The sequence below is a fragment of the Nostoc sp. UHCC 0251 genome, from assembly GCF_034932245.1.
Lineage (GTDB): Bacteria > Cyanobacteriota > Cyanobacteriia > Cyanobacteriales > Nostocaceae > Nostoc.
The window spans coordinates 1-23281 of the sequence record NZ_JAYGHD010000052.1 but is presented as its reverse complement, the minus strand read 5'-3'; the positions used below and the strand labels follow the sequence as shown (position 1 = coordinate 23281).

At 41.5% G+C, this 23281-nt stretch carries 20 protein-coding genes and 1 pseudogene; 10 read left to right on the top strand and 11 right to left on the bottom strand.

Annotated features, from left to right (window positions below):
* Positions 1 to 37 precede the first annotated feature (37 nt).
* The 4 genes from VB740_RS09180 to VB740_RS09165 all read left to right on the top strand — a co-directional run bounded on the left by VB740_RS09180 (position 38) and on the right by VB740_RS09165 (position 3138).
* Positions 38 to 169, top strand: a complete 132-nt coding sequence (locus VB740_RS09180) for a hypothetical protein (RefSeq protein ID WP_323199728.1) — start codon at positions 38 to 40, stop codon at positions 167 to 169.
* 254 nt (positions 170 to 423) lie between these two features.
* Positions 424 to 1920, top strand: coding sequence for a serine/threonine-protein kinase (locus tag VB740_RS09175; RefSeq protein WP_323199727.1), 1497 nt, complete (start codon positions 424 to 426; stop codon positions 1918 to 1920).
* A gap of 189 nt (positions 1921 to 2109) precedes the next feature.
* Positions 2110 to 2931 carry an Rpn family recombination-promoting nuclease/putative transposase gene (locus tag VB740_RS09170; RefSeq protein WP_323199726.1) on the top strand — a complete coding sequence of 274 codons (822 nt, stop codon included), beginning with the start codon at positions 2110 to 2112 and terminating at the stop codon, positions 2929 to 2931.
* Between the two features lie 42 nt (positions 2932 to 2973).
* On the top strand, positions 2974 to 3138 hold the full coding sequence (locus VB740_RS09165) for a DUF4351 domain-containing protein (protein WP_323199725.1): 165 nt from the start codon (positions 2974 to 2976) through the stop codon (positions 3136 to 3138).
* Positions 3139 to 3319: 181 nt separating this feature from the next.
* Here the strand turns inward: VB740_RS09165 and VB740_RS09160 are convergent, their stop codons facing one another.
* The 3 genes from VB740_RS09160 to VB740_RS09150 form a co-directional block, all read right to left on the bottom strand.
* Positions 3320 to 4582 carry a M20 family metallopeptidase gene (locus VB740_RS09160; RefSeq protein ID WP_323199724.1) on the bottom strand — a complete coding sequence of 421 codons (1263 nt, stop codon included), beginning with the start codon at positions 4580 to 4582 and terminating at the stop codon, positions 3320 to 3322.
* Between the two features lie 342 nt (positions 4583 to 4924).
* Positions 4925 to 5605: a dethiobiotin synthase gene (bioD, locus tag VB740_RS09155; protein WP_323199723.1), complete on the bottom strand. Its 681-nt coding sequence runs from the start codon at positions 5603 to 5605 to the stop codon at positions 4925 to 4927.
* Positions 5605 to 7365 carry a serine/threonine-protein kinase gene (locus VB740_RS09150; RefSeq protein WP_323199722.1) on the bottom strand — a complete coding sequence of 587 codons (1761 nt, stop codon included), beginning with the start codon at positions 7363 to 7365 and terminating at the stop codon, positions 5605 to 5607. Before VB740_RS09150 ends, bioD begins: the two co-directional genes overlap by 1 nt.
* A gap of 850 nt (positions 7366 to 8215) precedes the next feature.
* Between VB740_RS09150 and VB740_RS09145 the strand changes: the two genes are divergently transcribed.
* On the top strand, positions 8216 to 9232 hold the full coding sequence (locus tag VB740_RS09145; RefSeq protein WP_323199721.1) for a ribose-phosphate pyrophosphokinase: 1017 nt from the start codon (positions 8216 to 8218) through the stop codon (positions 9230 to 9232).
* Positions 9233 to 9365: 133 nt separating this feature from the next.
* On the opposite strand, the gene VB740_RS09140 is transcribed toward VB740_RS09145, so the two are convergent.
* Complete coding sequence (locus VB740_RS09140; RefSeq protein WP_323199729.1) at positions 9366 to 9965, bottom strand: Uma2 family endonuclease; 600 nt, start codon at positions 9963 to 9965, stop codon at positions 9366 to 9368.
* Positions 9966 to 10098: 133 nt separating this feature from the next.
* The gene (locus VB740_RS09135; protein ID WP_323199720.1) at positions 10099 to 13743 is read right to left on the bottom strand and encodes a response regulator; all 3645 of its coding nucleotides are present in this window, start codon (positions 13741 to 13743) and stop codon (positions 10099 to 10101) included.
* 363 nt (positions 13744 to 14106) lie between these two features.
* Between VB740_RS09135 and VB740_RS09130 the strand changes: the two genes are divergently transcribed.
* Positions 14107 to 14340, top strand: coding sequence for a hypothetical protein (locus VB740_RS09130; RefSeq protein WP_323199719.1), 234 nt, complete (start codon positions 14107 to 14109; stop codon positions 14338 to 14340).
* A 553-nt stretch (positions 14341 to 14893) separates the two neighbouring features.
* Here VB740_RS09130 and VB740_RS09125 read toward each other — a convergent pair.
* From VB740_RS09125 to rsmI, 3 genes are all read right to left on the bottom strand, one after another.
* Positions 14894 to 15826, bottom strand: coding sequence for a hypothetical protein (locus VB740_RS09125; RefSeq protein ID WP_323199718.1), 933 nt, complete (start codon positions 15824 to 15826; stop codon positions 14894 to 14896).
* Positions 15827 to 15884: 58 nt separating this feature from the next.
* Positions 15885 to 16163, bottom strand: coding sequence for a GlsB/YeaQ/YmgE family stress response membrane protein (locus tag VB740_RS09120; protein WP_323199717.1), 279 nt, complete (start codon positions 16161 to 16163; stop codon positions 15885 to 15887).
* 478 nt (positions 16164 to 16641) lie between these two features.
* Positions 16642 to 17496: a 16S rRNA (cytidine(1402)-2'-O)-methyltransferase gene (rsmI, locus tag VB740_RS09115; RefSeq protein WP_323199716.1), complete on the bottom strand. Its 855-nt coding sequence runs from the start codon at positions 17494 to 17496 to the stop codon at positions 16642 to 16644.
* Between the two features lie 110 nt (positions 17497 to 17606).
* Between rsmI and VB740_RS09110 the strand changes: the two genes are divergently transcribed.
* The 4 genes from VB740_RS09110 (at position 17607) to VB740_RS09095 (ending at position 21391) form a co-directional block, all read left to right on the top strand.
* Positions 17607 to 18500, top strand: a complete 894-nt coding sequence (locus VB740_RS09110; protein WP_323199715.1) for a sugar kinase — start codon at positions 17607 to 17609, stop codon at positions 18498 to 18500.
* A 105-nt stretch (positions 18501 to 18605) separates the two neighbouring features.
* Positions 18606 to 19466, top strand: coding sequence for a 3'(2'),5'-bisphosphate nucleotidase CysQ (locus VB740_RS09105; RefSeq protein WP_323199714.1), 861 nt, complete (start codon positions 18606 to 18608; stop codon positions 19464 to 19466).
* Between the two features lie 391 nt (positions 19467 to 19857).
* A complete protein-coding gene (locus tag VB740_RS09100; RefSeq protein WP_323199713.1) occupies positions 19858 to 20169 on the top strand; it encodes an RNA-binding protein in 312 nt (103 codons plus the stop codon).
* Positions 20170 to 20671: 502 nt separating this feature from the next.
* Positions 20672 to 21391, top strand: a complete 720-nt coding sequence (locus tag VB740_RS09095; RefSeq protein WP_323199712.1) for a hypothetical protein — start codon at positions 20672 to 20674, stop codon at positions 21389 to 21391.
* 131 nt (positions 21392 to 21522) lie between these two features.
* Here the strand turns inward: VB740_RS09095 and VB740_RS09090 are convergent, their stop codons facing one another.
* The 3 genes and pseudogenes from VB740_RS09090 to VB740_RS09080 all read right to left on the bottom strand — a co-directional run.
* Positions 21523 to 22410 (bottom strand): hypothetical protein, encoded by an 888-nt coding sequence (locus VB740_RS09090; RefSeq protein ID WP_323199711.1) that lies wholly within the window; start codon positions 22408 to 22410, stop codon positions 21523 to 21525.
* 48 nt (positions 22411 to 22458) lie between these two features.
* Complete coding sequence (locus VB740_RS09085) at positions 22459 to 22968, bottom strand: hypothetical protein (protein WP_323199710.1); 510 nt, start codon at positions 22966 to 22968, stop codon at positions 22459 to 22461.
* A 233-nt stretch (positions 22969 to 23201) separates the two neighbouring features.
* Positions 23202 to 23281, bottom strand: a pseudogene (locus tag VB740_RS09080) (photosystem II protein D1); the annotation flags it as partial.

Sequence of the window (23281 nt, the reverse complement as noted above, 5' to 3'; positions counted from 1 at the left end):
GGGTGGGCATCTTGCCCGCCCTGATTATGCAACTTAAATGCCGATTAGCTTATCAGGAGTCCAAGACGGCACAGATTTATTCAAAGATTGGTTTCCAGACAAATCAGCACCTATCAATCCCCCAACACAACAAACGCCATCATCTTCCGCTAAACCACAAAATAGGTAATAGGCTAGACTTACGCAAAAGTTAGTTTTCAAGTCGCATTAGTTGCTTTTGCGACTCCAATAGTTGGTTTTCAAGTCGCATTAGTTGCTTTTGCGACTTCAAAAGCTGGTTTTCAAGTCACATTAGTTGCTTTTGCGACTTCAAAAGCTGGTTTTCAAGTCACATTAGCAGCTTTTGCAACTCCAATAGTTAGTTCAGCAGTAGCCAGAACACCTCAACCTTTCTCTCTGCGCCGGTCACTGAGCGTAGTCGAAGTGCTGCGTGAGCTTATTCAGCAACGCCAACCACGAGAACTCACAAAAAGCGTGTCACAATCAACATTAGCCATTAATAAATCTGGGCGTATGTTTTGGCAAGACGGACAGCTAATATACAACGGCAAATACAAAATAGAAAAATACTTGGGTGGTGGTGGTTTTGCACTTACCTACCAAGCAATGCATACCAAGCTAAACCGCCGAGTCGTCATCAAAACCCCCAACATTAGCGTCCAACGAGATCCAGACTATCCCAAGTATGTTGAACGCTTCAAAAAAGAAGCACAGATGCTGGCAATGTGTTGTACAGACTCACATCCTCATATTGTGCAAGTATTCGACTTTTTTGTTGAAGAAGATGGTCGCTACTGCTTAGAAATGCAATATATAGCAGGCGAGAGTTTATGGGAATACGTGCAACGCCAAGGGAAATTACCCGAAACTGAAGCGATAAAATACATCCGCCAAATGGGTTTAGCCTTGGTAGATGTACATAAAAAAGGAGTTTTACATCTTGATGTCACTCCTCCTAATATTATGCTCAACTTTAATTCAGGGATTCCTAACTCTGGCAAAGCGGTGTTGATAGATTTTGGTATTGCCGGCGATATGTCCCCACCAAGTACCCTGTCTAGGTCTTTTGGTAACAAAGTATTTGCGCCCTATGAGTTAACACGCAAAGGGATTCGTCACCCAACAGTTGATGTCTACTGTTTAGCTGGGTCGTTGTACTATGCCATTACTGGACAACGCCCCACCAATTCCTTTGACCGTAAGTATGACCAAGAGGAATTAGTACCACCAAAGCAACTTGTCCCTAGTCTTAGTGATGCTGTAAATGAAGCGATTCTGCAAGGTATGGCATTAGAGGCAAAAGACCGACCCCAGACAATGGAAGAGTGGTTGAATTTACTCTCCGCCTCGCAAGCTAATTTAACAGAAGTGATATTAGCTTCAGATGTGGGGGTAAATTACCAAAATCTAGAAAATTTACTCAAAGCGGGTCAATGGAAATCAGCAGACCAAGAAACCACCAGAGTCATGCTGAAGGTAGCCAAAAGAGAAAAGGAAGGCTGGCTTGATTATGAATCCATTGAAAATTTTCCCTGCACAAACTTACGCACAATTGACCAATTGTGGGTAAAATACAGCAATGGTCATTTTGGCTTTAGCGTGCAAAAACGCATTTGGCTAGAATGCGGTGGCAAAGTAGATTTTGAAACGGAATGTCTTTTGGGCGATCGCTTAGGCTGGCGCAAAAACGGAGACTGGCTATCAAAGGATGAATACAACTATTCGCAAAACTCTACCCAGGGGCATCTCCCGACTCCCGTCGTCGTGGCTCCCGTCGTTGGGGGTCCGTTGATAGCGGGGGCGGGTCTGATAGCGGGGGCGGGTCTGGGGGGGCGGGTCTGGAGGGCAGCAATCCGCGGTTTGGGGGGGGCTAGCCTGGCAAGCGACTTCTTCTCTCGCGTCCAGACTTGTAAATTGTAATCTATAAAGGTTTACGAGATTTGTAAAACTTTGTGAACAAGATAAATTCCACGAAGCCTTGCGGGTTCTAGCTTTTCGTTACCTGGCACTGTTTAAATAGGCGATACACTAGGGCGCACACTTCGCAAATATAAAAAGCTGCGATCAGCATTAGATAATATATAAATCAATATAAATTTGGTGTAAGTGGTGTCCTTTGATAATGTTTGTAAAATCTTAGCAGAAAAATATCCAACGGATTTTGCCAGGTGGCTGCTACCTGATGAACCGCAAAAAATTAAAGTATTAAAAACTGAATTAAGCATTGAACCAATTCGAGCAGATTCAGTTACATTTTTACAAACAGAAAATCGTATTTTACATTTGGAATTTCAAACAACGCAAAAATCAGATACTCCCATTCCCTTAAGAATGTTGGACTACTTTGTTAGGTTAGTGCGAAAATATGATGTTCCAATAACGCAGGTAGTAATTTTCTTGCAAGAGACAAGTAAGGAAATCGCTTTTACCGAAGAATATGTAAATGAGATGACAAATCATCGCTATCGTGTTGTACGAATGTGGGAACAAGATTCGGCGTTATTTCTCGCTAATCCTGCGTTATTACCGTTAGCACCTTTAACACAGACAGATTCACCCCAAGGGTTATTATCCCAAGTTGCCCAGAGTGTTGCTACAATTTCGGATAGGGAAACAAGGCAGAATATCGCAGCTTACACAGAAATATTAGCAGGTTTAAAGTTTGAGAAAGATTTAATTCAGCAATTTTTAGGAGAGGAAGTTATGCAAGAATCTGTAATTTATCAAGATATTTTGCAGAAAGGAGATAAGCAAGGTGAAGAACGTACAATTATACGCCAGTTAAATCGGCGTTTTGGTGAAATAGATTCATCATTGATTGAAAGAATTAGAGTACTATCTGTTGAAAAGCTAGATGATTTAGCAGAAGCATTACTAGACTTTTCACAAGTATCTGATTTAGTAGCTTGGTTAAATGAACAAAAAAGCTAATAAGAAGCAAAATAACCCCAGTTAAACCTGGGGAAGGATCTTATGCAGGAGTCAGTGATTTATCAGGATATTTTGCAGAAAGGCGAACAAAAAGAAGCGGTTAGATTTTGTATATCTTTACTCAATGAACGTTTTGGTGAAATAGATTCGTCAATTATTGAGAGAGTTCAAGTTTTAAACAAGGAAAAGCTAGAAGCATGCTTTTGAGAATTTCATCTATAGATGATTTATTTATTTGGTTAGATGGGCAGGAAAGTAATTAATTTCAGGTGTCGAACAACTATAAAGTGATAAAGCCGGAGGTAAAAACTCTGGTTTTTTATATAGTTATTTTTCATAAAAATTCAAGTAAATTTAGCTTGATTAAAAACAGCTAATTTCCACCCACTCAACTAAAAAACTTCTCCACGCATCTCACAAATATTTCCACACCCATTCCCAACGCCGTTTCGTCAAAATCAAACCGGGGATGATGATGAGGATACGCCAAATCTTTCTCAGGATTCGCAGAACCTAAAAAGAAATAGCAACCAGGAACCTCTTGCAAGAAAAATGACATATCCTCGGCAGCCATAGTTTGGCATTCTGGCACAATACCCAACGGGGTTTCTACCACTTCTTCTGCTACAGTTCGCACCAATTTTGCCATCTTCATATCATTAATTACTGGTGGATAAAGTGCCCAGTATTCTAAGTCATAACTCGCACCATAACTTTGACAAATTCCAGCAATAATCTGCTCCACACGCTGGTTGAAAAAGCCTTTCAAACTTGGATTGAAATACCTGATAGTGGCACTCATTCTCGCTGTATCAGCAATCACATTTCGCTTAGTTCCAGCGTGGAGTTCGCCCACTGTCACTACAGCTGAATCAATGGGATTCACATTCCGAGCGACAATGGTTTGCAAGGCATTTACAATTTGGGCAGCAACTACAACTGAATCCACCGTTTGATGGGGTAATGCGCCGTGTCCACCTTTGCCTAAAATTTTGCAGTTAAAGCACTCCACAGCTGCCATCAACGCCCCAGCCCGCACACCCACTGTTCCTAAGGGCAAATTATTCCACAAGTGCAAACCAATAATTGCGTCAACATCAGGATTTTTCAGAACTCCAGCTTCAATCATTGGCTTTGCGCCACCGGGTGATTCTTCTGCTGGCTGGAAGATAATTTTCACTGTACCGGAGAAGTCTTGGCGATGCTGTTGGAGATAGTAAGCTGTACCTAATGCGATCGCAGTATGTCCATCATGTCCACAAGCGTGCATCACTCCATCATGCTGCGATTTATAGGGCACTTCGTTGAGTTCTTGGATTGGCAAAGCATCCATATCCGCCCGAATCGCTAAAACTTGGGGAGTAGGGAGTGGGCTTGCCGTGAGCGTAGCCGAACGGGAGTGGGGAATGGGGGGTTTGTTACCGTTGATGGTTGCAACAATTCCAGTGTGAGCAATGCCGATTTGGTGGCTAATTCCCCACTCTTGCAACTTTTGTGAGACAAACTCAGCCGTCAGTTTTTCTTGAAAACCCAACTCTGGTTGTTGATGCAATCGCCGCCGCCACTCTACCAATTGTGGTTGCAATGAGCGAATTGCCAGCCGGATGCGAGATAGATCAACAGAAGAGGAATTGGGAAAGGTGGAAACCATTATAAAGACAAGCTAGTTTAAGTACAGCTAACTTAGGCAGCTAACTTAATTTATTGTAAGGAATGGGACATGGAACATGAGAAGAAAATTAATCGTGATTAATATCCCGCCCAGAACTGAAGTTCCGGGCTAATAGCTTAAGTCCACTCAAGTGGACTAAAATTTTTGCTTTTACACTGCAATCACTGTTTGAATCCAGAATTCCCGCAATTCAATTGCGGGGAGTGCTTAAAATCTTATATTTAGTCCTCTTGAGAGGACTTTAGCTATTAGCCTTGGAATTTATTCCAAGGCGGGATGGCAACGAAGCGAAGATTTATAAAGATGTTGGTAATGCCCAATTTAAACTGTCAGCGTTTCCCAATCTAAATCTGATGCTACTTGAGCAAGTTTATCTAAATCAGTCAGGTTATCTAAATAGGGTAAGTAGCCTAAAACTGGTGTGTTAGTAAGTGATTGAATCAATTGGGATGGTGTCCAGTCGGCTATTTCTGCATCTGTTCGGGGTTGGACGCAGTTGAGAACAATGCCTTTGAGATTAATGCGCGATTGTCTAGCTAATGCTACGTTCGCCACTGCTTGAGCGATCGCACCCAATCTCACAGGTACTACTAATACCGTTGGTAAACGCCATTCTGCTGCTAAATCTGCCACCGTTAACTCATCAGTTATCGGCGAACCTAAACCACCCAAGGCTTCTACAAGCACAAAATCACGTTGCGATCGCAATTTAGATAAAGCTTGCCAAACTACTGCTAAATCTACTTGGCGATTTTCTCGTGCTGCTGCGATGGGAGGGGCGAGAGGTGCTTGAAAGTACAAGGGTGTAATTTCTTCAGCAGATTGTTCTAGTGTAAATAGCTTTTGATACCACTCGCGATCGCCAATTCCCGATTGAATTGGTTTCATGATTCCCCAGCTACGCTGCGGGTAATATTTTTGCCAATAGGCTGCTAACGCTGTTGTTAAAACAGTTTTACCAGCTTCGGTATCAGTTCCAGTAATCAGTAGTGTGTTTAACATTAATTTCTTTGGCCAGAAAATGGTTGTGTTCCATCAGCTGGCGGAAAACTTGGCGTTTCACCAGTGGTCGGAATTGGGGTAGGTGTCTCTGTCGGAATTGGGAAGGGTGTTTCTGTTGGAATTGGGGTAGGTGTTTCTGTAAAAATTGGGGTGGGTATCTCTGTTGGAATTGGGAAGGGTGTTTCTGTTGGAATTGGGAGAGGTATTTCTGTTGGAATTGGGAAGGGTGTCTCTGTCGGAATTGGGGTAGGTATCTCTGTTGGTGTTGCTTGGACTGATGTTTCCAATGCAACATTGAGATTGTAATTGCTTTCGGCAACTCCTGGAACCAGTGTTAACTCAATAGTATATCTACCAGTAGCCAGCAATGTGCCTTTATATGATGTTACTTGTTGGACATCCTGATCAATTGGTTGTTGATTGGGACTGAAAACTGTTAGCAAAACGCTGCTTCCTGGGTCAAGAAACGTAGTTAAATTGTCACCTTCCTGCCCAAAAAAAGTATACCTGATGATTTGATTTGTTTTGAGAGTATCTGCAACCGTGGTTGGGTTAGATGTTCTCAGATTGAGCCGCCTACTAGATACAATAGGTTCTTCGGGGGCGGGTGTGGATGTGAATGTAGTACCACCAGAAATAACTGGTGAAGGGAAATTTTGTGGAAGTGTCGCAGTTGGCGATGGTTTTGACTGACTGCGGATGGAACTTACCAGTGCCCAAGAACCGAATCCGGCTATGATCACTACAGCAGTTGCAATTGCTGCGATCGCTAACGGATTATCCAAGAGTGAATTAGGGGAACTTGCTGGAATTACAGGATCGGGTTGTTTCTTGGGCGAAGCTGCTGCTGGTACTGAGTTAGGAGGGCGACCAACAGCTATTGTCTGCAAATTAGACGCATTCAGGGAAGGAAGACCAACTTGCTCTAAAGGTTGTAGTGCTTGAGATACACTAGCAGCACTTTGGTAGCGATCGCTCGGTATATGATTCAACATTCGATTCAACACTACAGCAAATCGCGGACTCACTTTTACCCATCGCTGCCAATTCCAAGTTAGTTGGTTTTCGTCAAATAGATCCCTTGGTTCTTTACCAGTCAGCAAAACAATTGCACTCACTGCTAATGCATACAAATCACTACTAGGATAAGCTCCCCCTGTTTGCATTTGTTCACTAGGAGAGTAGCCTAATTTTCCCACGGTGGTTTCTGGCATTGCACTCTCTGGCGATCGTAAACGCGTTGCCAGTTCTTTTACCACCCCAAAGTCAATTAAGACAGGTTTAGCATCACTATCTCGCAAAATAATATTTTCTGGGGAGATATCTCGGTGAATAATCCCTCGACTGTGAATATGCTCTAAAACAGGCAACAACAACTTGATCAACTGCAATACTTCAGCCTCTGTGAAGGTTCGACCTACAGCTTGGCGTTCAGCCAGCAGAGTTTGGTACGTTTGACCTGCAACGTAGTCCTCCACCAAAAATAAACGTTGGTCTTGCTCAAATCTTTCCCGAAATTTAGGAACTTGTGGGTGTTCAATTTGATACAAAATGGCAGCTTCTCGGTGAAAAAGCTCTTGTGCCTTCTCCCAAGCTAAAGCCTCCGTTGCTGTTGAAATCAATTCCTTGATCGCGCAAAGTTCGTTAAAACGCCTTTGGTCTTCTGCCAAATAGGTTCTACCAAATCCTCCTTGTCCGAGAATTTGAATTATGCGATAACGGTTTTGCAAGACAGTGCCAACTGTAATGGGTGGTTGCATGATCGAATGATTGAGTGTAGTAGCAACTGAGGAGGAAGTCACCCACAAAGATTAAGTCCAAGAGGCAACACAGTTACATGCAGCGATATTTTATCTTACCTAATGGGTATATTCCCAGTTAAGAGTATACGCATCACGCTTCCAAGGTCTTATGCAACTCTAGGAACTGTCTACAGCAATATTCGCTATCTGGGGCGCGGCACATCAATAGACATCTGGTGAAAATGAATTGTTTTGACGTTGCAATGCAACGTCTCTACAAGGGTTTCAGGTAACGCATAATTAATTTCTGGAGATGTCTAATAAAGAGACAGCAAGTAGGGGAATCTTTGGCTACTTGGAATTACTGCCAGCCATGCGCCAGAACCCACGGGCGTGAGCGTTTGTTTAAATACCCCTATTTTGAAATTTTATTATGTGAATTACAACTTAAAATTAAATCTGCTAGTTTATTTATTGCTAGTATCATAGAATATAATAAGATACATAATGAACACTTAGCCCAGAATATTCTCCTGTCTAAGAACAAACTTCAATATCACTTATAGTTGTAAATGCTTTGCTGTCAGTTAGAAATGAGGTATTTAGAAGAAGCAATCTATCAGACCCATCTTTGAAAGATTGGGGTTATTTACCTCAACCCAAAAAATTTGAACTATAAATCTAGTGGACGGAGTAAATGTCCGTTAAGCTATCAATAGTTTGCTTGCCAAGAAAATTAGACAGTTAGTGAATGATAATTTTATGGAAAAATGTTTAAATTTTGTATGGAAGCTTTAACAAAACTCACAGATGTTTTTTTAGGCGATTTCTCAGTTAAATCTATTAAATCTCTAATGATAATATTGCTATGAATGCACATAAAGGATCTGCTGTGCTCAGTTCTGCAACTTTCAAAGTGCAACCATCAGCAACAGGACTAACCGATAATCATCGCCTGCGGCTGTTTTCTGGCTCTGCCAATATCCAACTGTCTCAAGAAGTTGCTCGTTATGTGGGCATGGACTTGGGCCCAATGATTCGCAAAAGATTTGCGGATGGAGAACTTTACGTTCAAATTCAAGAATCGATTCGGGGTTGTGATGTCTATTTAATCCAGCCATGTTGTCAACCCGTGAACGATCATTTGATGGAATTATTGATTATGGTTGACGCCTGTCGCCGAGCTTCTGCGCGACAGGTAACAGCCGTAATTCCCTACTATGGCTATGCCCGTGCCGATCGCAAAACGGCAGGGAGAGAGTCAATAACGGCCAAGCTAGTTGCTAACTTGATCACCGAAGCAGGTGCTAACCGCGTTCTAGCAATGGATTTACACTCGGCTCAAATTCAAGGCTATTTCGATATACCCTTTGACCATGTTTACGGTTCACCAGTATTGCTGGATTATCTAGCAAGCAAAGAACTGCCCGATCTTGTGGTTGTTTCCCCCGATGTTGGTGGTGTAGCGCGAGCCAGAGCATTTGCCAAAAAACTGAATGATGCCCCACTGGCAATTATTGACAAACGTCGTCATGCACATAATGTTGCAGAAGTGTTAAATATTATCGGCGATGTTAAAGGCAAAACAGCAGTGTTGGTGGATGACATGATTGATACTGGAGGCACGATCGCAGAAGGAGCGCGATTACTGCGTGAAGAAGGAGCGCGTCAGGTATACGCCTGTGCAACTCATGCAGTTTTCTCTCCACCAGCGATGCAGCGATTGTCCAGTGGTTTATTTGAGGAAGTCATTGTCACCAATACGATCCCCATACCAGAAAGCAATCGTTTTCCCCAACTAGTGGTGCTGTCAGTAGCTAATCTCTTAGGAGAAACTATCTGGCGGATTCATGAAGATACTTCAGTCAGTAGTATGTTTCGCTAGACTGTCATTCGTGTTATAAGCATCAATTACCCGCACTGACCCCCTTGATAGGGTAAGTGCGGGTTTTTAGTAATAATTTATCTGTTAAGGCAGGCAGGGGAGGCAGAGGGAGAGAAAAAAGCTTAACTGAACTTTAAAAATTAATCCGACGATAGATTTCAGTCAGGGGAATTTCTACGTTTAAGCTGTGCAGAACCATCACCCGCTCAAGGTGAGAGTGAACCTGCCAGAGCCAGCGATCGTTACTGTTACGATCCAAGTTGTGATACTGCTCAATGTAAGGTTCAGTTTGGCTCACAAGCAGATATTCACAAAAGCTGGTAAGAGAGCGATACTTTCTGAACTTGTCGCCTCGATCATAAGCTTCGGTAGAGGGCGATAAAACTTCGACAATAAGTATTGGATTGAGAATTTCATCATTGCGTACACCATTGAACTCTGGTTCGCCATTCACAACCATCAAATCGGTATAAGTACCACACTGATATTCAGGAATCCAAACTCGCAAGTCGCTATTATACAAACGAAAATTGGTGTCTCTGAGCAAAAAGCCTAAGTAAATTAATAAGTTGCTGGCGATTGCACTGTGGGCTTCAGAACCTCCCGACATAGTAATAATCTCTCCGTTGCGGTATTCATGGCGTTCTAAGTTGGTTTCTTCCATAGCCCGATACTCGTCTAACGTAAGGCGAGTTGTTATTACATTTGGGGGACTGCTTTGAGCAAATACCACAATCAGACCTCTTGAATAATTACTTATAAAACTATTTTCAGCAACGAGAGGAAGAATTGCCATCATGAGATTGGGAATTTATTCCGAGGCGGGATAGAAACGCAGTGCGAGATTTATTAATTCAAGATATGCCTTACCGATACAACCAAACTCGAAGTAGTGAAAGCAACTGCTCAGTATCTACAGGTTTGGTGATGTAGTCAGAGGCTCCAGCTTCGATGCACTTTTCGCGATCGCCTGGCATGGCTTTAGCAGTTAAAGCAATTATTGGTAATGAGCGAAACTGTTGTTGCTGACGGATGGCGCGGGTGGTTTCGTAACCATCCATTTCCGGCATCATAATGTCCATCAAAACTATATTAATGTCAGGATTAGTTTGCAGCCTTTCTATGCCATCTCTGCCATTTTCGGCAAACAGCACTTGCATTTGATAGCTTTCTAAAAAGCTGGTGAGGGCAAAAATATTTCGGAGGTCATCATCTACAATCAAAATTGTCCGATTAGCTAGCACCGGGTCACTTTGGTGTAGTTGCTCTAGCATTTGCCGCTTTGGTGGTGGCAAATTTGCTTGCACCCGATGCAAAAACAGAGCAGTTTCGTCTAACAACCGCTCTGGCGATCGCACATTTTTAATGATAATTGTCTCTGCTAGTCCTCGCAGTTGAGTTTCTTCTTGTCGGCTGAGTTCTTTGCCGGTGTAAACGATGATTGGTAGTTTCAAAAGCCTGGGTTCTTGCTTTATTTGCTCAATTAGTGTAAAGCCACTCATATCGGGCAGACCGAGATCCAGTACCATACAATCAAAGTGATGCGATCGCAAAATCGAGAGGGCTTCTGCTCCCGTACCCACTGCTGTACTGTGGACATCGCCATTACCGATCAGTTCGATAATACTTTGGGCTTGTACGGGGTCATCTTCTACGATTAAGAGATTTTTTACCTGACGCTCAATAAAGCCTTTAATTTCTGTCAATACTTGAGTTAGCGCTTCTGGAGAGACGGGTTTTTGGAGATAGGTAATCGCTCCTAGCTGTAATCCCCGTTGCTGTCTTTCGTCAACAGAAAGTATATGTACTGGTATATGTCTAGTGTCTGGCTTATGCTTTAGACGATCCAGCACCGTCCAACCATCCATCTCTGGCATGTGGATATCTAGCATAATCGCATTGGGCTTAAACTGTTGCGCTAGTGCTAGACCTTGTTTGCTCTGTAAAGCAACAATGGTTTTAAAGCCCTGCTCACGGGCCATATCTAGTAAGATGCGGGCAAATTTATCGTCATCTTCGATAATTAGCAAAATGCGATCGCCCGGTTGAATGATTTCCCGGTCATCTGGGATATCGTTTGGGAAAGTGGTAAGTGCTTTCACTGATGGAGAGGTATCCACATCTGTAGGTTTGTTTTCGACCATTGGCACTTCTTTTATGGCCGATGCTGTGCGGATAGAGGTGGTAGGCTGAGGGGATAGTGAGCTAAAAGTATTTTTACCATTCTTTTCCTGTCGCCTAGGCAAGTAGAAGGTGAAAGTGCTTCCCTGTCCTGGTTGGCTGACTACTTCAATTCTGCCGCCCAACAATTGAGCTAATTCGCGGCTGATGGACAAGCCCAAACCAGTTCCCCCGTACTTGCGGCTGGTTGTGCCGTCTGCCTGTTGAAATGCCTCGAAAATAATCTTCTGTTTTTCGGTTGGAATGCCTATACCCGTGTCGCTAACAGCAAAAGCAATCATGGGATTATCTGCTGCGGCTACCTCATCTGCCATGCTAATTTGTAACTTTACGCCTCCCTGTTCCGTAAATTTAAAGGCGTTAGCTAGGAGATTTTTCAGCACTTGTTGCAGACGTTTGGAGTCGTTAAAAATTGTCGGGGGTAACTTCTCATCCAGTTCAACAATAAAGCTGAGTTCTTTATTGTGGGCAAGTTGCCGGAAAGTCTGTTCTAGAGATGTCTGCAAATCTGTAAAAGCAATTTGCTCAATATCGAGCAACATAGTACCCGACTCAATTTTTGCCAAATCTAGAATGTCATTGATCAATTCCAGCAAATCAGTGCCAGCCGAGTAAATAGTCCGGCTGTACTCTACCTGTTTGTCGGTCAAGTTGTTCAGAGAGTTATCTGCTAGCAGCCTTGCTAAAATTAACAAGCTATTTAGCGGTGTCCGTAACTCGTGGGACATATTTGCGAGAAATTCCGACTTATATTTGGAAGACAACGCCAGTTGTTCAGCTTTTTCTTCCAAAGACTTCCTCGCCCGCTCAACTTCCTGGTTCTTGCGGGCAACTTCCCGATTTTGAACTTCTAATAATTCTGCCTTTTCTTCTAGCTCTTCATTTAGTTGCTGTAATTCCTCGTTAGACTGCTTGACAAGAAATTGCGATTCCTCCAACTCGTGCGCCTGTTCTTCGAGGCGTTGATTGCTCTGCTGTAGTTCTTCTTGCTGGCTTTGCAGTTCCTCTGTTAAAGCAACAGACTCTTCAAGTAGTCGCTGAGTTTGCAATTGTGAGGCGATGTTATTTAAAAATACACCCAGAATTTCACTTAATTGCTCCAAAAATTTCAGATGCAGATGGCTGAAAGGCACAAAAGAGGCCAGTTCAATTACAGCACTCACTTGCGTCTCAAATAGTATAGGCAAGACAATAATATTCAGCGGTGGAGCTTCTCCCAAGCCGGAACTGATACGGATATAGTCACTAGGAACTTCTGTTAGCAAGATTCTTTGTTTTTCTAAGGCGCATTGTCCCACCAGTCCCTCGCCTAAGCGAAACTGATTTGCCAGATTTTTTCGCTCTTTATAAGCATAACTACTCAACAACTTCAGTACAGGCTCGTCGTTTATGGAGTCCATCACATAAAAAACGCCCTGTGATGCCCCAACTAGTGGTGCTAGATTTGACAAAATCAGGCGAGATGCAGTTTCTAGATTTCGATGCCCTTGGAGCATCTGGGTAAATTCAGCCAAATTAGACTTTAGCCAGTTTTGCTCGTCATTTTTTTGATTTGTATTTTGCAGATTAACGATCATCTGGTTGAAGGTACGCGTCAATACACCAATTTCATCCTGGCGATCGCTATCTGGTAAACTCACCGATAAATCCCCATCCGCCATTCTTTCTGCCAAATCAGAAACTTGCTTCAGCGGTACTGAGATATGTCTGGTCAGGGCGAATCCGATCAAAGCTAAAATCAAAGAAAATAAGGGAATGCTGTAGACAATGCTGGCGATCGTTTTTTGACCAGCTACTTGTGCTCTTTGAGAGCGCTGTTTCAGCAGGGCATTCTCCTCAGTTTTCATTGCTTGGATAAGTTTCTGGATATTATCCATCATCTGCTTACCCTGATCTGTCAGGACAGCGTTCTGGGAAGCTTCTAAGCCCTGCCTTTGCCGTAGATCAATGACATTTTTCATGACAGCCATTCTCTCGTTTAGTAGTGGCTGCAAAATATCAAGGCGATTTTGTTGATTGGGGTTATCTGCCGTTAACTTCTGAAGTTCTTTGACTTTTTGATTTAATACTTGAATGGCAGCGTTATAAGGTTCTAAATAGCGCTGTTCTCCAGTAATAATGTAACCGCGTTGCCCTGTCTCAGCATTTGTCAGTTGTAAATTGAGTTCTTCAAGTTGACTTAATACCTCGTAGGTATGGCTTTCTTGGCGCGAATTTTCAATTAGCTCATTGGTGCTTTGGTAGGAGATTAGACCAATAATGGTCAGAGTTGCCAAACTCAGGGCAAAACTAATTCCAATTTTGGTTCCAATCTTCAGGCTTTTCAACATTATTCCAGGCAGTTATTCAAATGTTTGATATTTTTTGCACTATTTGAATTATTTTTTTTAATCTACAAATTTATAGGATTTAATTTACATGGTATATATCTATTTTTTTATATTACGAATTAAATCATATTACTTCCATCCTAATTTCTAAATATATTTAACGTTTTTTCAAAATACTTATCAATTAATATAACTTTCTAAATATTTGATTAACTAATTTAATATTAAACCTTCAGATAGTATAACTTCTTTCAAAAGGAGCAGCAACTCTTTTTCTTAATTGAATCTTGTGGTGGATAATTAAATACTTGTTCTTAGATTATAAATTTAATAACAGACTTTAACTGAACAATGGTGGTTTTTATGAATGCGGTAGTTGACCTAAGAAGACCAAAGTTCTGCAAAGGACAAAAGGTAGAATTTATCGGTGGATTGGGAACCATAATACAATATTGTCTTAACTCTGGTTACTGGTCGTATCTTGTAGAAATGGAAATGGGTTTAGAGCCAGAAATGGGTAGGATTGGTTATGAAACTACAATTTTACTATTTGAAACAGATATTATCTTACCCCAAGACGAGCCTGTTATAGCTTAGATTTCAGCTTTAGGTGATCTTTTTAGCAAAAATTTATTCTAGGGTATTAAGCAATTTAACGAGCACTCAATATTTTCTTGTGATGGTTAAATAGCTTTTAGGGCTGACAAAAGGCTACTACTGCTATGCAAATATATTGAATTTGTAGAGTTCTTAACTCTCTAGAGAAGCGCAATGTAAAGTACTATTATAAAAATAATAATACCTATGCTAATAAATGCGTTTTATTGATTTGAATAAATGGGTTACTTTCGCCCTACTTGACTGGATAGTAATAGAGCAAGTGGATATCAAAGCTTAAGCTTATTCAATCAAAACTTATATAAATAATCAAAAAAAGATAAATTTTTCAAAATAAACGGTATTTTAGTAAAAAAATAATTATAATTATATTCAGATAAATATGCAATTTTTAGGATAAATAATATACTTTCCTAAAAACTTTGGGGATCAATATAATTTTGATATTGCATCAAACCTCTTAAGATTTAATTTTGACGTTTAACTAACGCTCATGGAAAAGGTCTGATGAAAATCAGTTCTTAACCCAAGCCTATTGACTAATAACTTGGCGATCGCTTCTAGTTGCATTACCTACAGATTGGCTATAAATACGAAAATTTTGAATTTTGTTACTCTCTAAAATAGCTTTTGCACCTGCCATGTAGATATCAGTACTATTTAGGATTAATAAGTAATTACCAAGGGTTACTTGATGTTCATAATCTCTAGCTAGATCAGTAGAAATTCCTAAAGTAGTGTAGTTATCTTTAGAACTGCTGATATTTACCTCAGTAATACCATCCAGCGTGCTTGTATCCTTAGCAATCACCAAGACTTGTCTCATAGGAAAACCAGCTGTTTTTAATTCAGTAAGTGCTCTTTCTATGTCTTGGCGCGTCGAAAAAATACCAAGTGCATTTTTATAGCGGCTATTTGGGGTCAAGTATGGCTCATAAGTACCCCATTGTTGAATATCACGGCGATTAAAAACCCTTTTAGCAACACGAATTTCTATGTCTATGCCGCTTACTATCACTAAATAGTAACCTTTATAAACTAGATCGCTGTAATTTTGTGCTTGCTCTTGAGGAATTCCTAAACTTAGTAACACACAATGCAAACCACTTGTGGCTGCATTGATCGCATCATCTGCTAAAGTGGTAGCGATCGCAGTTGCTTCTGCTCCGGCTAGGATGACTCGGCCCATACCAGGAATTGCCCAGAGGACTAAACCGACTAATAAACCAGTAACGCCATGTAAAGCACCACTAATAACGGCTCCACCAGTATCTTCTGAGAATGTATTGCTAGTGTCCTCTTTAACATCAACACCAGCAATATCACTTTGTTCTTCTACATCCCGTGCAATTACAGAAACTTTGTGCATTGGAAAATTAGAAGCATTTAGTTCCTGAAGTACCAATTGTGCATCGGAAGACTTAGCGAAAACTCCTATAGTTTTTCGCTCTTTTTCTAACGTCATTTTATCGGTTTGTTGCAGATTGAAGGGATTCCCAAGAGTGTTAGCTAATTTCAGAAAATTACACAGCTCGGCGAGTTAGTAAACCCCAAAGGAAAATTAGTAGCATAGCGCCAAGAACGGCAAATAAAATACTTCCAAGGGATAAAGCTCCTACAGATGCGGCGGCTGCCGAACCACTTCCTAGTAAAGCTTGGCCTAAATAACCCCCAACTACGGCTCCAAGAATTCCTAAGACAATAGTGGAGAGAATACCGCCACCTTGAGTTCCTGGATAAAATAACTTAGCTAACGCACCTGCAATTAGACCTAAAACCAGCCAAGCAATAATGTTACCCATAAAATTTCTCCTTCCGTGAGAATCTGTTTTGTTTGCTTTTGACTATTTCATATTAAAGTTTGTCTACAAAATTCCTGATCTATCTAGAGAACTAATATCAAAAATCTTTAGATATCATTTGAATATTCACCAGCTAGTCTTTGAGGATGAATATATAGCAATACTAAATGAGATTGTGAAATTAGTCGTGGAGGTAGGCAATAGGGCACAGGCAATAGATTTTTTTTCCGAATGGTTTGAGATTGCTATAGAACTCATATTTGATTGCGTGCGTGAAAAAACTCTGTACAGAGCAAAAAGCCTTCTTGTCTATTGCCGACGCTCGCGGTATCTTGCCTGCCCACGGAAATCAGTATGTCTACGCCACGCTGCGCGAACAAAATTCAAAACTGATAATTCTGTAGATTTAATTATTTACAGAAGGCAAATAAAAAATTGAATTTATGATTTTATAAAAGCTGTATTAGCGTTTCAAGTGTCAAGAATCGATAACTAAGGAAAGAGCTAATTGATAGAGTTGGCGACGGGGAAGAGAAGTAAATTTTGCTAACTGACGACTAGCTTGCGATCGCGATATCCCTTGACTAATTAACTGTTTCAATTCAGCTTTTAATTCTTCCTCTGTCAGTTGAGGCTGACTGGCTGGAATTCCCGCCACTACTAATGTATATTCACCTTGGGGTTCTCGTTGGCTGTAGTGAGCGATCGCTTCGGCAATTGTTCCCCGCCAAAATTCCTCATACAATTTAGTTAACTCTCGTCCCAACACAATTTGGCGATCGTTTCCCCAAACTTTTGCTAAGTCTTGCAAAGTATCTCGCAACCGGTGAGGCGATTCGTAGAAAATCAATGTGCGAGATTCTGTTTGCAGAGATTCTAAATGTTCTTGTCTCTGTTGACTTTTAGCTGGAAGAAAACCTTCAAAGACAAACCGATCTGTTGGTAATCCAGCTGCACTCAAAGCGGTAATTGCTGCACTAGCGCCAGGAATAGGAACTACTGGAATTCCCGCCTCAATACAGGCTTTCACCAGTTCATATCCAGGATCGGAAATTCCTGGCATCCCGGCATCACTCACAAGAGCGATCGCTTTATTGTTAACTAAATGCTCTAATAATTCTGGGATGCGGCTGGTACGATTATGTTCGTGGTAACTCATCTGGGGAGTTTTAACTTGAAAATGCTGTAGCAGTTTCCCCGTATGTCGCGTGTCTTCCGCAGCAATGATATCCACAGTCTGCAAAATTCGCACTGCCCGAAAGGTTATATCTTCCAGGTTGCCAATTGGTGTGCCGACAACGTAAAGTGTTCCTGGTTTTGGATCGGTTTGCATGAGCAATAATTAGGAGTTTGTAGAGACGCGATTCATCGCGTCTATGCAAGAGAGACAGGAGAGACGCAATTCGTCGCATCTTTACAAGGAATTACGAATATATATGAGAAATGGATAATCTAAAATCCAAAATTCAAAATCCAAAATCGCATAGTGGGTTATTTGTAGGTTTAGTAACCTTAGATTTGATTTACCTTGCTGACTCTGCTCCTAAGAATAATCAGAAGATTGTCGCTACTGACTATACTGTAGCGGCAGGGGGCCCAGCAACAAACGCATCTGTAACTTTCAATTATTTAGGTAATCAAGCTACCGTCTTGGGTGTAGTCGGTTCTCACCCAATAACGCAGCTAATTCGAGGTGATTTGGCAAATTACAAAATTGCGATCGCAGACCTTGAGCCTACCACTGATTTAGCACCGCCTGTCTCCTCAATCATTGTTACTCAAGCTACGGGTGAACGAGCTGTAGTTTCCATCAATGCTGTCAAAACTCAAGCCAAAAGCGCATCTATCCCGCCAGATATTTTACAAAATGTCAATATCGTACTGATTGATGGACATCAGATAGCGGTTAGTTATTCCATAGCCCAAATGGCTAAAGCTAAGAATATCCCAGTAGTAATTGATGGTGGTAGTTGGAAACCTGGATTTGAGCAAATTCTGCCGTTTGTAGATTACGCCATCTGTTCGGCTAATTTTTATCCCCCCAACTGCCAAAATGAAGAAGACGTTTTTAGCTATCTGGGCGGATTTGATATTCCTCACATCGCCATTACCCACGGACAAAAACCAATTGAATACTTGAGTTGCACCAAAACTGGTATCGTAGAGGTTCCGCAAATTCAAGCGGTTGATACGTTAGGGGCTGGAGATATTTTCCACGGTGCTTTCTGTGATTACATTTTAAGAGAAAGTTTTACTGATGCACTGGCACTGGCAGCTAATATTGCAGCTGATTCCTGTAAATTTTTTGGCACTCGGCGTTGGATGGATTTAAGATAATTCGTAATTCGTAATTCGTAATTCGTAATTCGTAATTAGTTAAACTAAGTATCGCTGTGCGCCCCTAATCAGGTTATACATATTTTTTAGATCAGGCCAAGTTTAATGAAAGACTTAAAAGAAATATTAGCGATCGCTCGTGAGGTAGGTTGGCAAGCAGCAGATATACTGCGATCGTATTATCATGGCACTGCAAAAGATCCTAACTTAGAAGTCCAATATAAACAGAATGAGCCTGTTACCGTTGCCGATGTAGCTGTGAGTCAATATATTTTACAGAAGCTACAAGCAGCTTTGGGTAACGAAGATTTTGCTTACATCAGTGAAGAAACTTACCAATCATCAAGTAATGGCGCAAAGCCTTCCACCCCTTGGGTATGGATAATTGATCCTTTGGATGGCACACGAGATTTTATCGAAAAAACTGGAGACTATGCAGTTCACATTGCTTTAGTCAAGGAAACACGCCCAGTATTGGCAGTGGTGGCAGTACCAGAAGCTCAAAAGTTGTATTACGCTACTAAAGGCGGGGGCACATTTGTAGAAACCCGTGATGGATCTGTTCCTTTACAAGTGTCGTTAGGTAAACGAATTGAGGATTTAACCTTAGTCGTTAGCCGTTCTCATCGCAACCAACGCTTAGATTACTTACTACAAAACTTACCCTGTCAAAATCATAAATCTGTGGGTAGTGTAGGCTGTAAAATCGCCACCATTGTTGAGCAACAGGCAGATATCTACATTTCCCTTTCCGGCAAGTCTGCACCCAAAGACTGGGATATGGCAGCACCAGAACTGATTTTGACAGAAGCTGGTGGTAAATTTACCCACTTCGACGGCACTCCGTTGCAGTATAACACCGGTGATATCAATCAATGGGGAGGTTTGCTAGCTAGTAACGGTGAATATCACGAGGTGCTGTGTAAGGAAGCAGAAAGGATTTTAGCGCAGTTCGAGCATAGGTAAAATCAGAGACATTTGGGAATGAATATTTCTCAATTTGCTTTTAAGACAGTTAGTCATGTTATGATTAGCCCCAACCCTGATAATAATCTTTAGCCCTTGGTTTAGAGCTTAATTTTCAAAGCACTAACTACCCGGGCGATTGCGATTTGATGTTAAAAGTGTAACTTTTATAGTACAAGCAACAAAAGCCAGTCTTTGGAAAGTCTACAAACCTATCCTAAAGGTTTGATTTGTGAATAAATAAAATTCACTATAAGACAATATTCAAAGGCTGAATGCTGTGCTACACTCATGGACATAAAGATTATTTTCGGTTGAGTAACTCGTTTTGATTTCTAAAAAGCGTCTCTCCGAATTTCAATCTCTACACTCCCTGAATTCGGAGATTTCTATGTCAATCTATGTCGGAAACCTGTCCTATCAGGTTACAGAAGAAGACCTAAAGCAGGCCTTTGCAGAATACGGAAAAGTAAATCGTGTTCAACTACCCACAGATCGGGAAACAGGCCGGCCTCGTGGGTTCGCTTTTGTGGAAATGGAATCAGATACACAAGAACAAGCTGCCATTGATGCACTTGATGGTGCTGAGTGGATGGGACGCGATTTGAAAGTGAACAAAGCTAAACCTCGTGAGGAAAGAAGCAACTCCTCCGGTGGTAGCTGGGGTGGCGGTAATGCCCGCCGCAACAACAATCGCTACTAAATAGATTTGTGAACTACCCACACTTCTCTTCTCTGCGAGACGCTACGCGAGAGAGTAAGTGTGGGTTTTTGCCTTCAACGATAGATGGCTTTTTACCGTTCGGCTTATTCTTCGATTAATTTTTAATTAAAAAAGATAAAGTTTTTATTTAAACCTCACTCACAATAGAGCCGCAATAAAGCGTATTTCTAGCCAAAAGCTGGAAACAAGGGTTAGGTTTAATTTGATCCCAATGCACAGTTGTGATGTCCTACCTTGTACCTCATTCCACAAAATATAGTACAGCACGGCGTAAATAAACCACCCATTTCAAATCAATGCAACGCTTAGGCTGTATTAATTTTGACTTTTGACTTTTGACTTTTGACTTCCGCGCAGCGGTAATAGTTTGTTGAGTTACATTTGTGGAACTTACAGCAATATAAATGTATTCTTCCTATATACCCATAAAGTATTGTAGATATCCTTAGTCTGCAATCCTTAGCTTTAGATTTTTAAGAAAATGTTACGACTTTATCATTTATTACTAGGTTCTATTTTGCTAGTGTCAATACCGCTGGCAGCAAAATTTGTTCTTCCCCAATTTTCTCCACCTAAAGTAGTAAAGTACCCTGCCGTTGCAAAACTTCCCAACCCTAATGAGGGAAATATCTGGCAGAAAATCTTGGGAAATGCTCCTGCTCCAACTAACTGGCAAGTTGCTGCTTGCGAAGGAAATGCACCTCTGTTGTGTGTCTCTTCTAAAGGGAAACGTTTGGGTACAGTTGAGATTAACGTTTACCCATTAGCAAACAATGAGGATTTCCAAAAGAAACTTATAGCAGCTGGTATTATTAATACTTCGCAAGTCGACTACCAAAGTTCCCAATACCAAACCCAGGTATTACCACCACTCAAGGCTTGGGTTGCAGACCACTACGCTGCGTTTGCCAAAGATCGTCAGGGTGAATATGGAAAAGAGATTACTTTTTCAGCCTACCCACCGCAACCAGTACCTATTGGTAAGCTTCAGGGAATCCGCTATGGGTTTGCCGGACTCAAGCAACAAGGTGGAGTACAAGAGCAACATATCAGTCATGTTGCCTTTGATGGCAGTAAACTTTACGTAATTACCACTGCCTTTGACCCAGGTTCGCAAACAGGTAAGTTTGAGAACCTGGAAAACTTGGCTATTTTTCAACCTTACTTATATGCGATCGCAGCAGATTTGCGTTTACCCTAATTATTATGGGACATGGGGCATGGGGCATGGGGCATTGGAAGCCTTGAGGGTCTGAGGTGGATGAATGGAGTTCTAACTCTCCCCTGCTCCCCTGCTCCCTCTGCTCCCTCATCTCCCCACTCTGTATCAACCTAAATCTCTGCCACCGCCCGTTCAATCAAGCGACGTGCTAGAGTTTGCGTGCCGGTGTGTTCATAATAATTCGTTGCTACATCCAGGAACGCTGCGAGGTAGTCCAACTTGTCATCAGCAATATCGGCAAAACTTTGCAAGTGGTGGACAACCTTTTGTGGCGTTAAATTATTCGCAGAGACTAGTCCATTCATCCAACCTTTAACTGAGTCAAAGCTTTCGCCGATAAAGTTGAGCTTACTACCAGCATTGTTGCCTGGAATCACATCTTGGATGTTTTGGAAAGTCGAGTTTTTTTCTAATTCCTGTGGATTTGTTTGATTAAGCCCAGATATCGCTTTACTGATAAAGTCTGGGCCTAAAGGTATTAAACCATCAACACAAACTAATGCCACCATGCGGATGAGTGACTCACCACTATACTCACCTAAAGAGGCGACAAAATCCCCAATACTGTCTCCAGGAATGCCGTTAATTTGACAGAAAGCTACCAACTCAGCAACTAATTTCAATGTTAAATCGATGGTTTGGGCTTTATCAGGTTTAGGAGTGACAGAGTTTAAAAAACCCAACAAAGGAATTTTCTCACCAACTTTGTTAGCTAAAGCTGCTGCACCAAGCGCTTTATCTGTACCATCAACGGTTTGATATAACCACAAGGCTGTTTGGTATCCTTGGGATTTATCGTTGAATAAATAAATTGCTCGTTCACCAATTTGTTGAATTAAATCTTCATCGTCTTCACCAGTGACGGTCTTAATAGTGTTGACAAAGCCAACGGTATTTTGCCACTCTCCAGGAGCAACAAAATCGAGGGACTTCAACATAGAAATAGTCAAGCCACCAGTTGGCAATTGATCAACCAAATCAGCAATCGATTTGCTCACAAAAATCTCCTTATTTAGGTTTTATTATCTGAATATTCGTACTGCAAATCATTTCAGTTTAGCTAGACCATTAAGATTAAACTTTTCTAGCCAATCTGCGCGATCGCTAGCTGTAAATGACGGATCGCGGGAAAGTGCTTTTACTTGGTACTTTCCTACTAAAATTGCAGTTTGCGTCTTACCAACTTCTACTGCGGGATAACCGCCAATTTTTTTGGTACTATTCGAGAACTTTGCTGCTGCACTAGGTGTGCTGGTAGTATCAGAAATAGACAGCACCGCGATATCTTTACCGCCTTTTTTCAACTTCGCTTCCGCAAAGCCTTTTTTCTCTTGGGTATAGACGCGCTGGTAGCCATCACCCGCATTAGGGAAAAGTTTATTAAATTCGCTACCCTGAGTTGCAGTTTTAGCTACCGATTGACCGCTTTTTTGTTGAGTGCTATCTTTTTGCGCTTGGTCAAAACGTCCAGGTGCTTCTGGAGCACAGGCTGTTGTCAGTAACATAACTGACAGCAAAAAAGCAGCTACTACCCTCCGCCCACGATGTAAAATCATTCTTGACTTCTCCTTATACTTGAGCTTTGAGGCAATTATCTGCGCTGCTAGCAATTATTACCTGTAAAATTTACTTTTTGATAATTATTGCCTAAGTTCTAAATTATCGTGGTCTAGTTTTGATGCAACTCATTTTGCACTTCCAAAAAGTGTCCCAATGCAAAAACGCTCTCCTTTGCAGGAGAGCGTCTTTGAATTATAGACAATCGTGAAGATTGTATCTCAGATTATGATTAACCGTTGATAGCAGGAGCGCTGATTGCCACAGGAGCAACATCACCAGCAGCCAAATCTAAGGGGAAGTTGTGAGCGT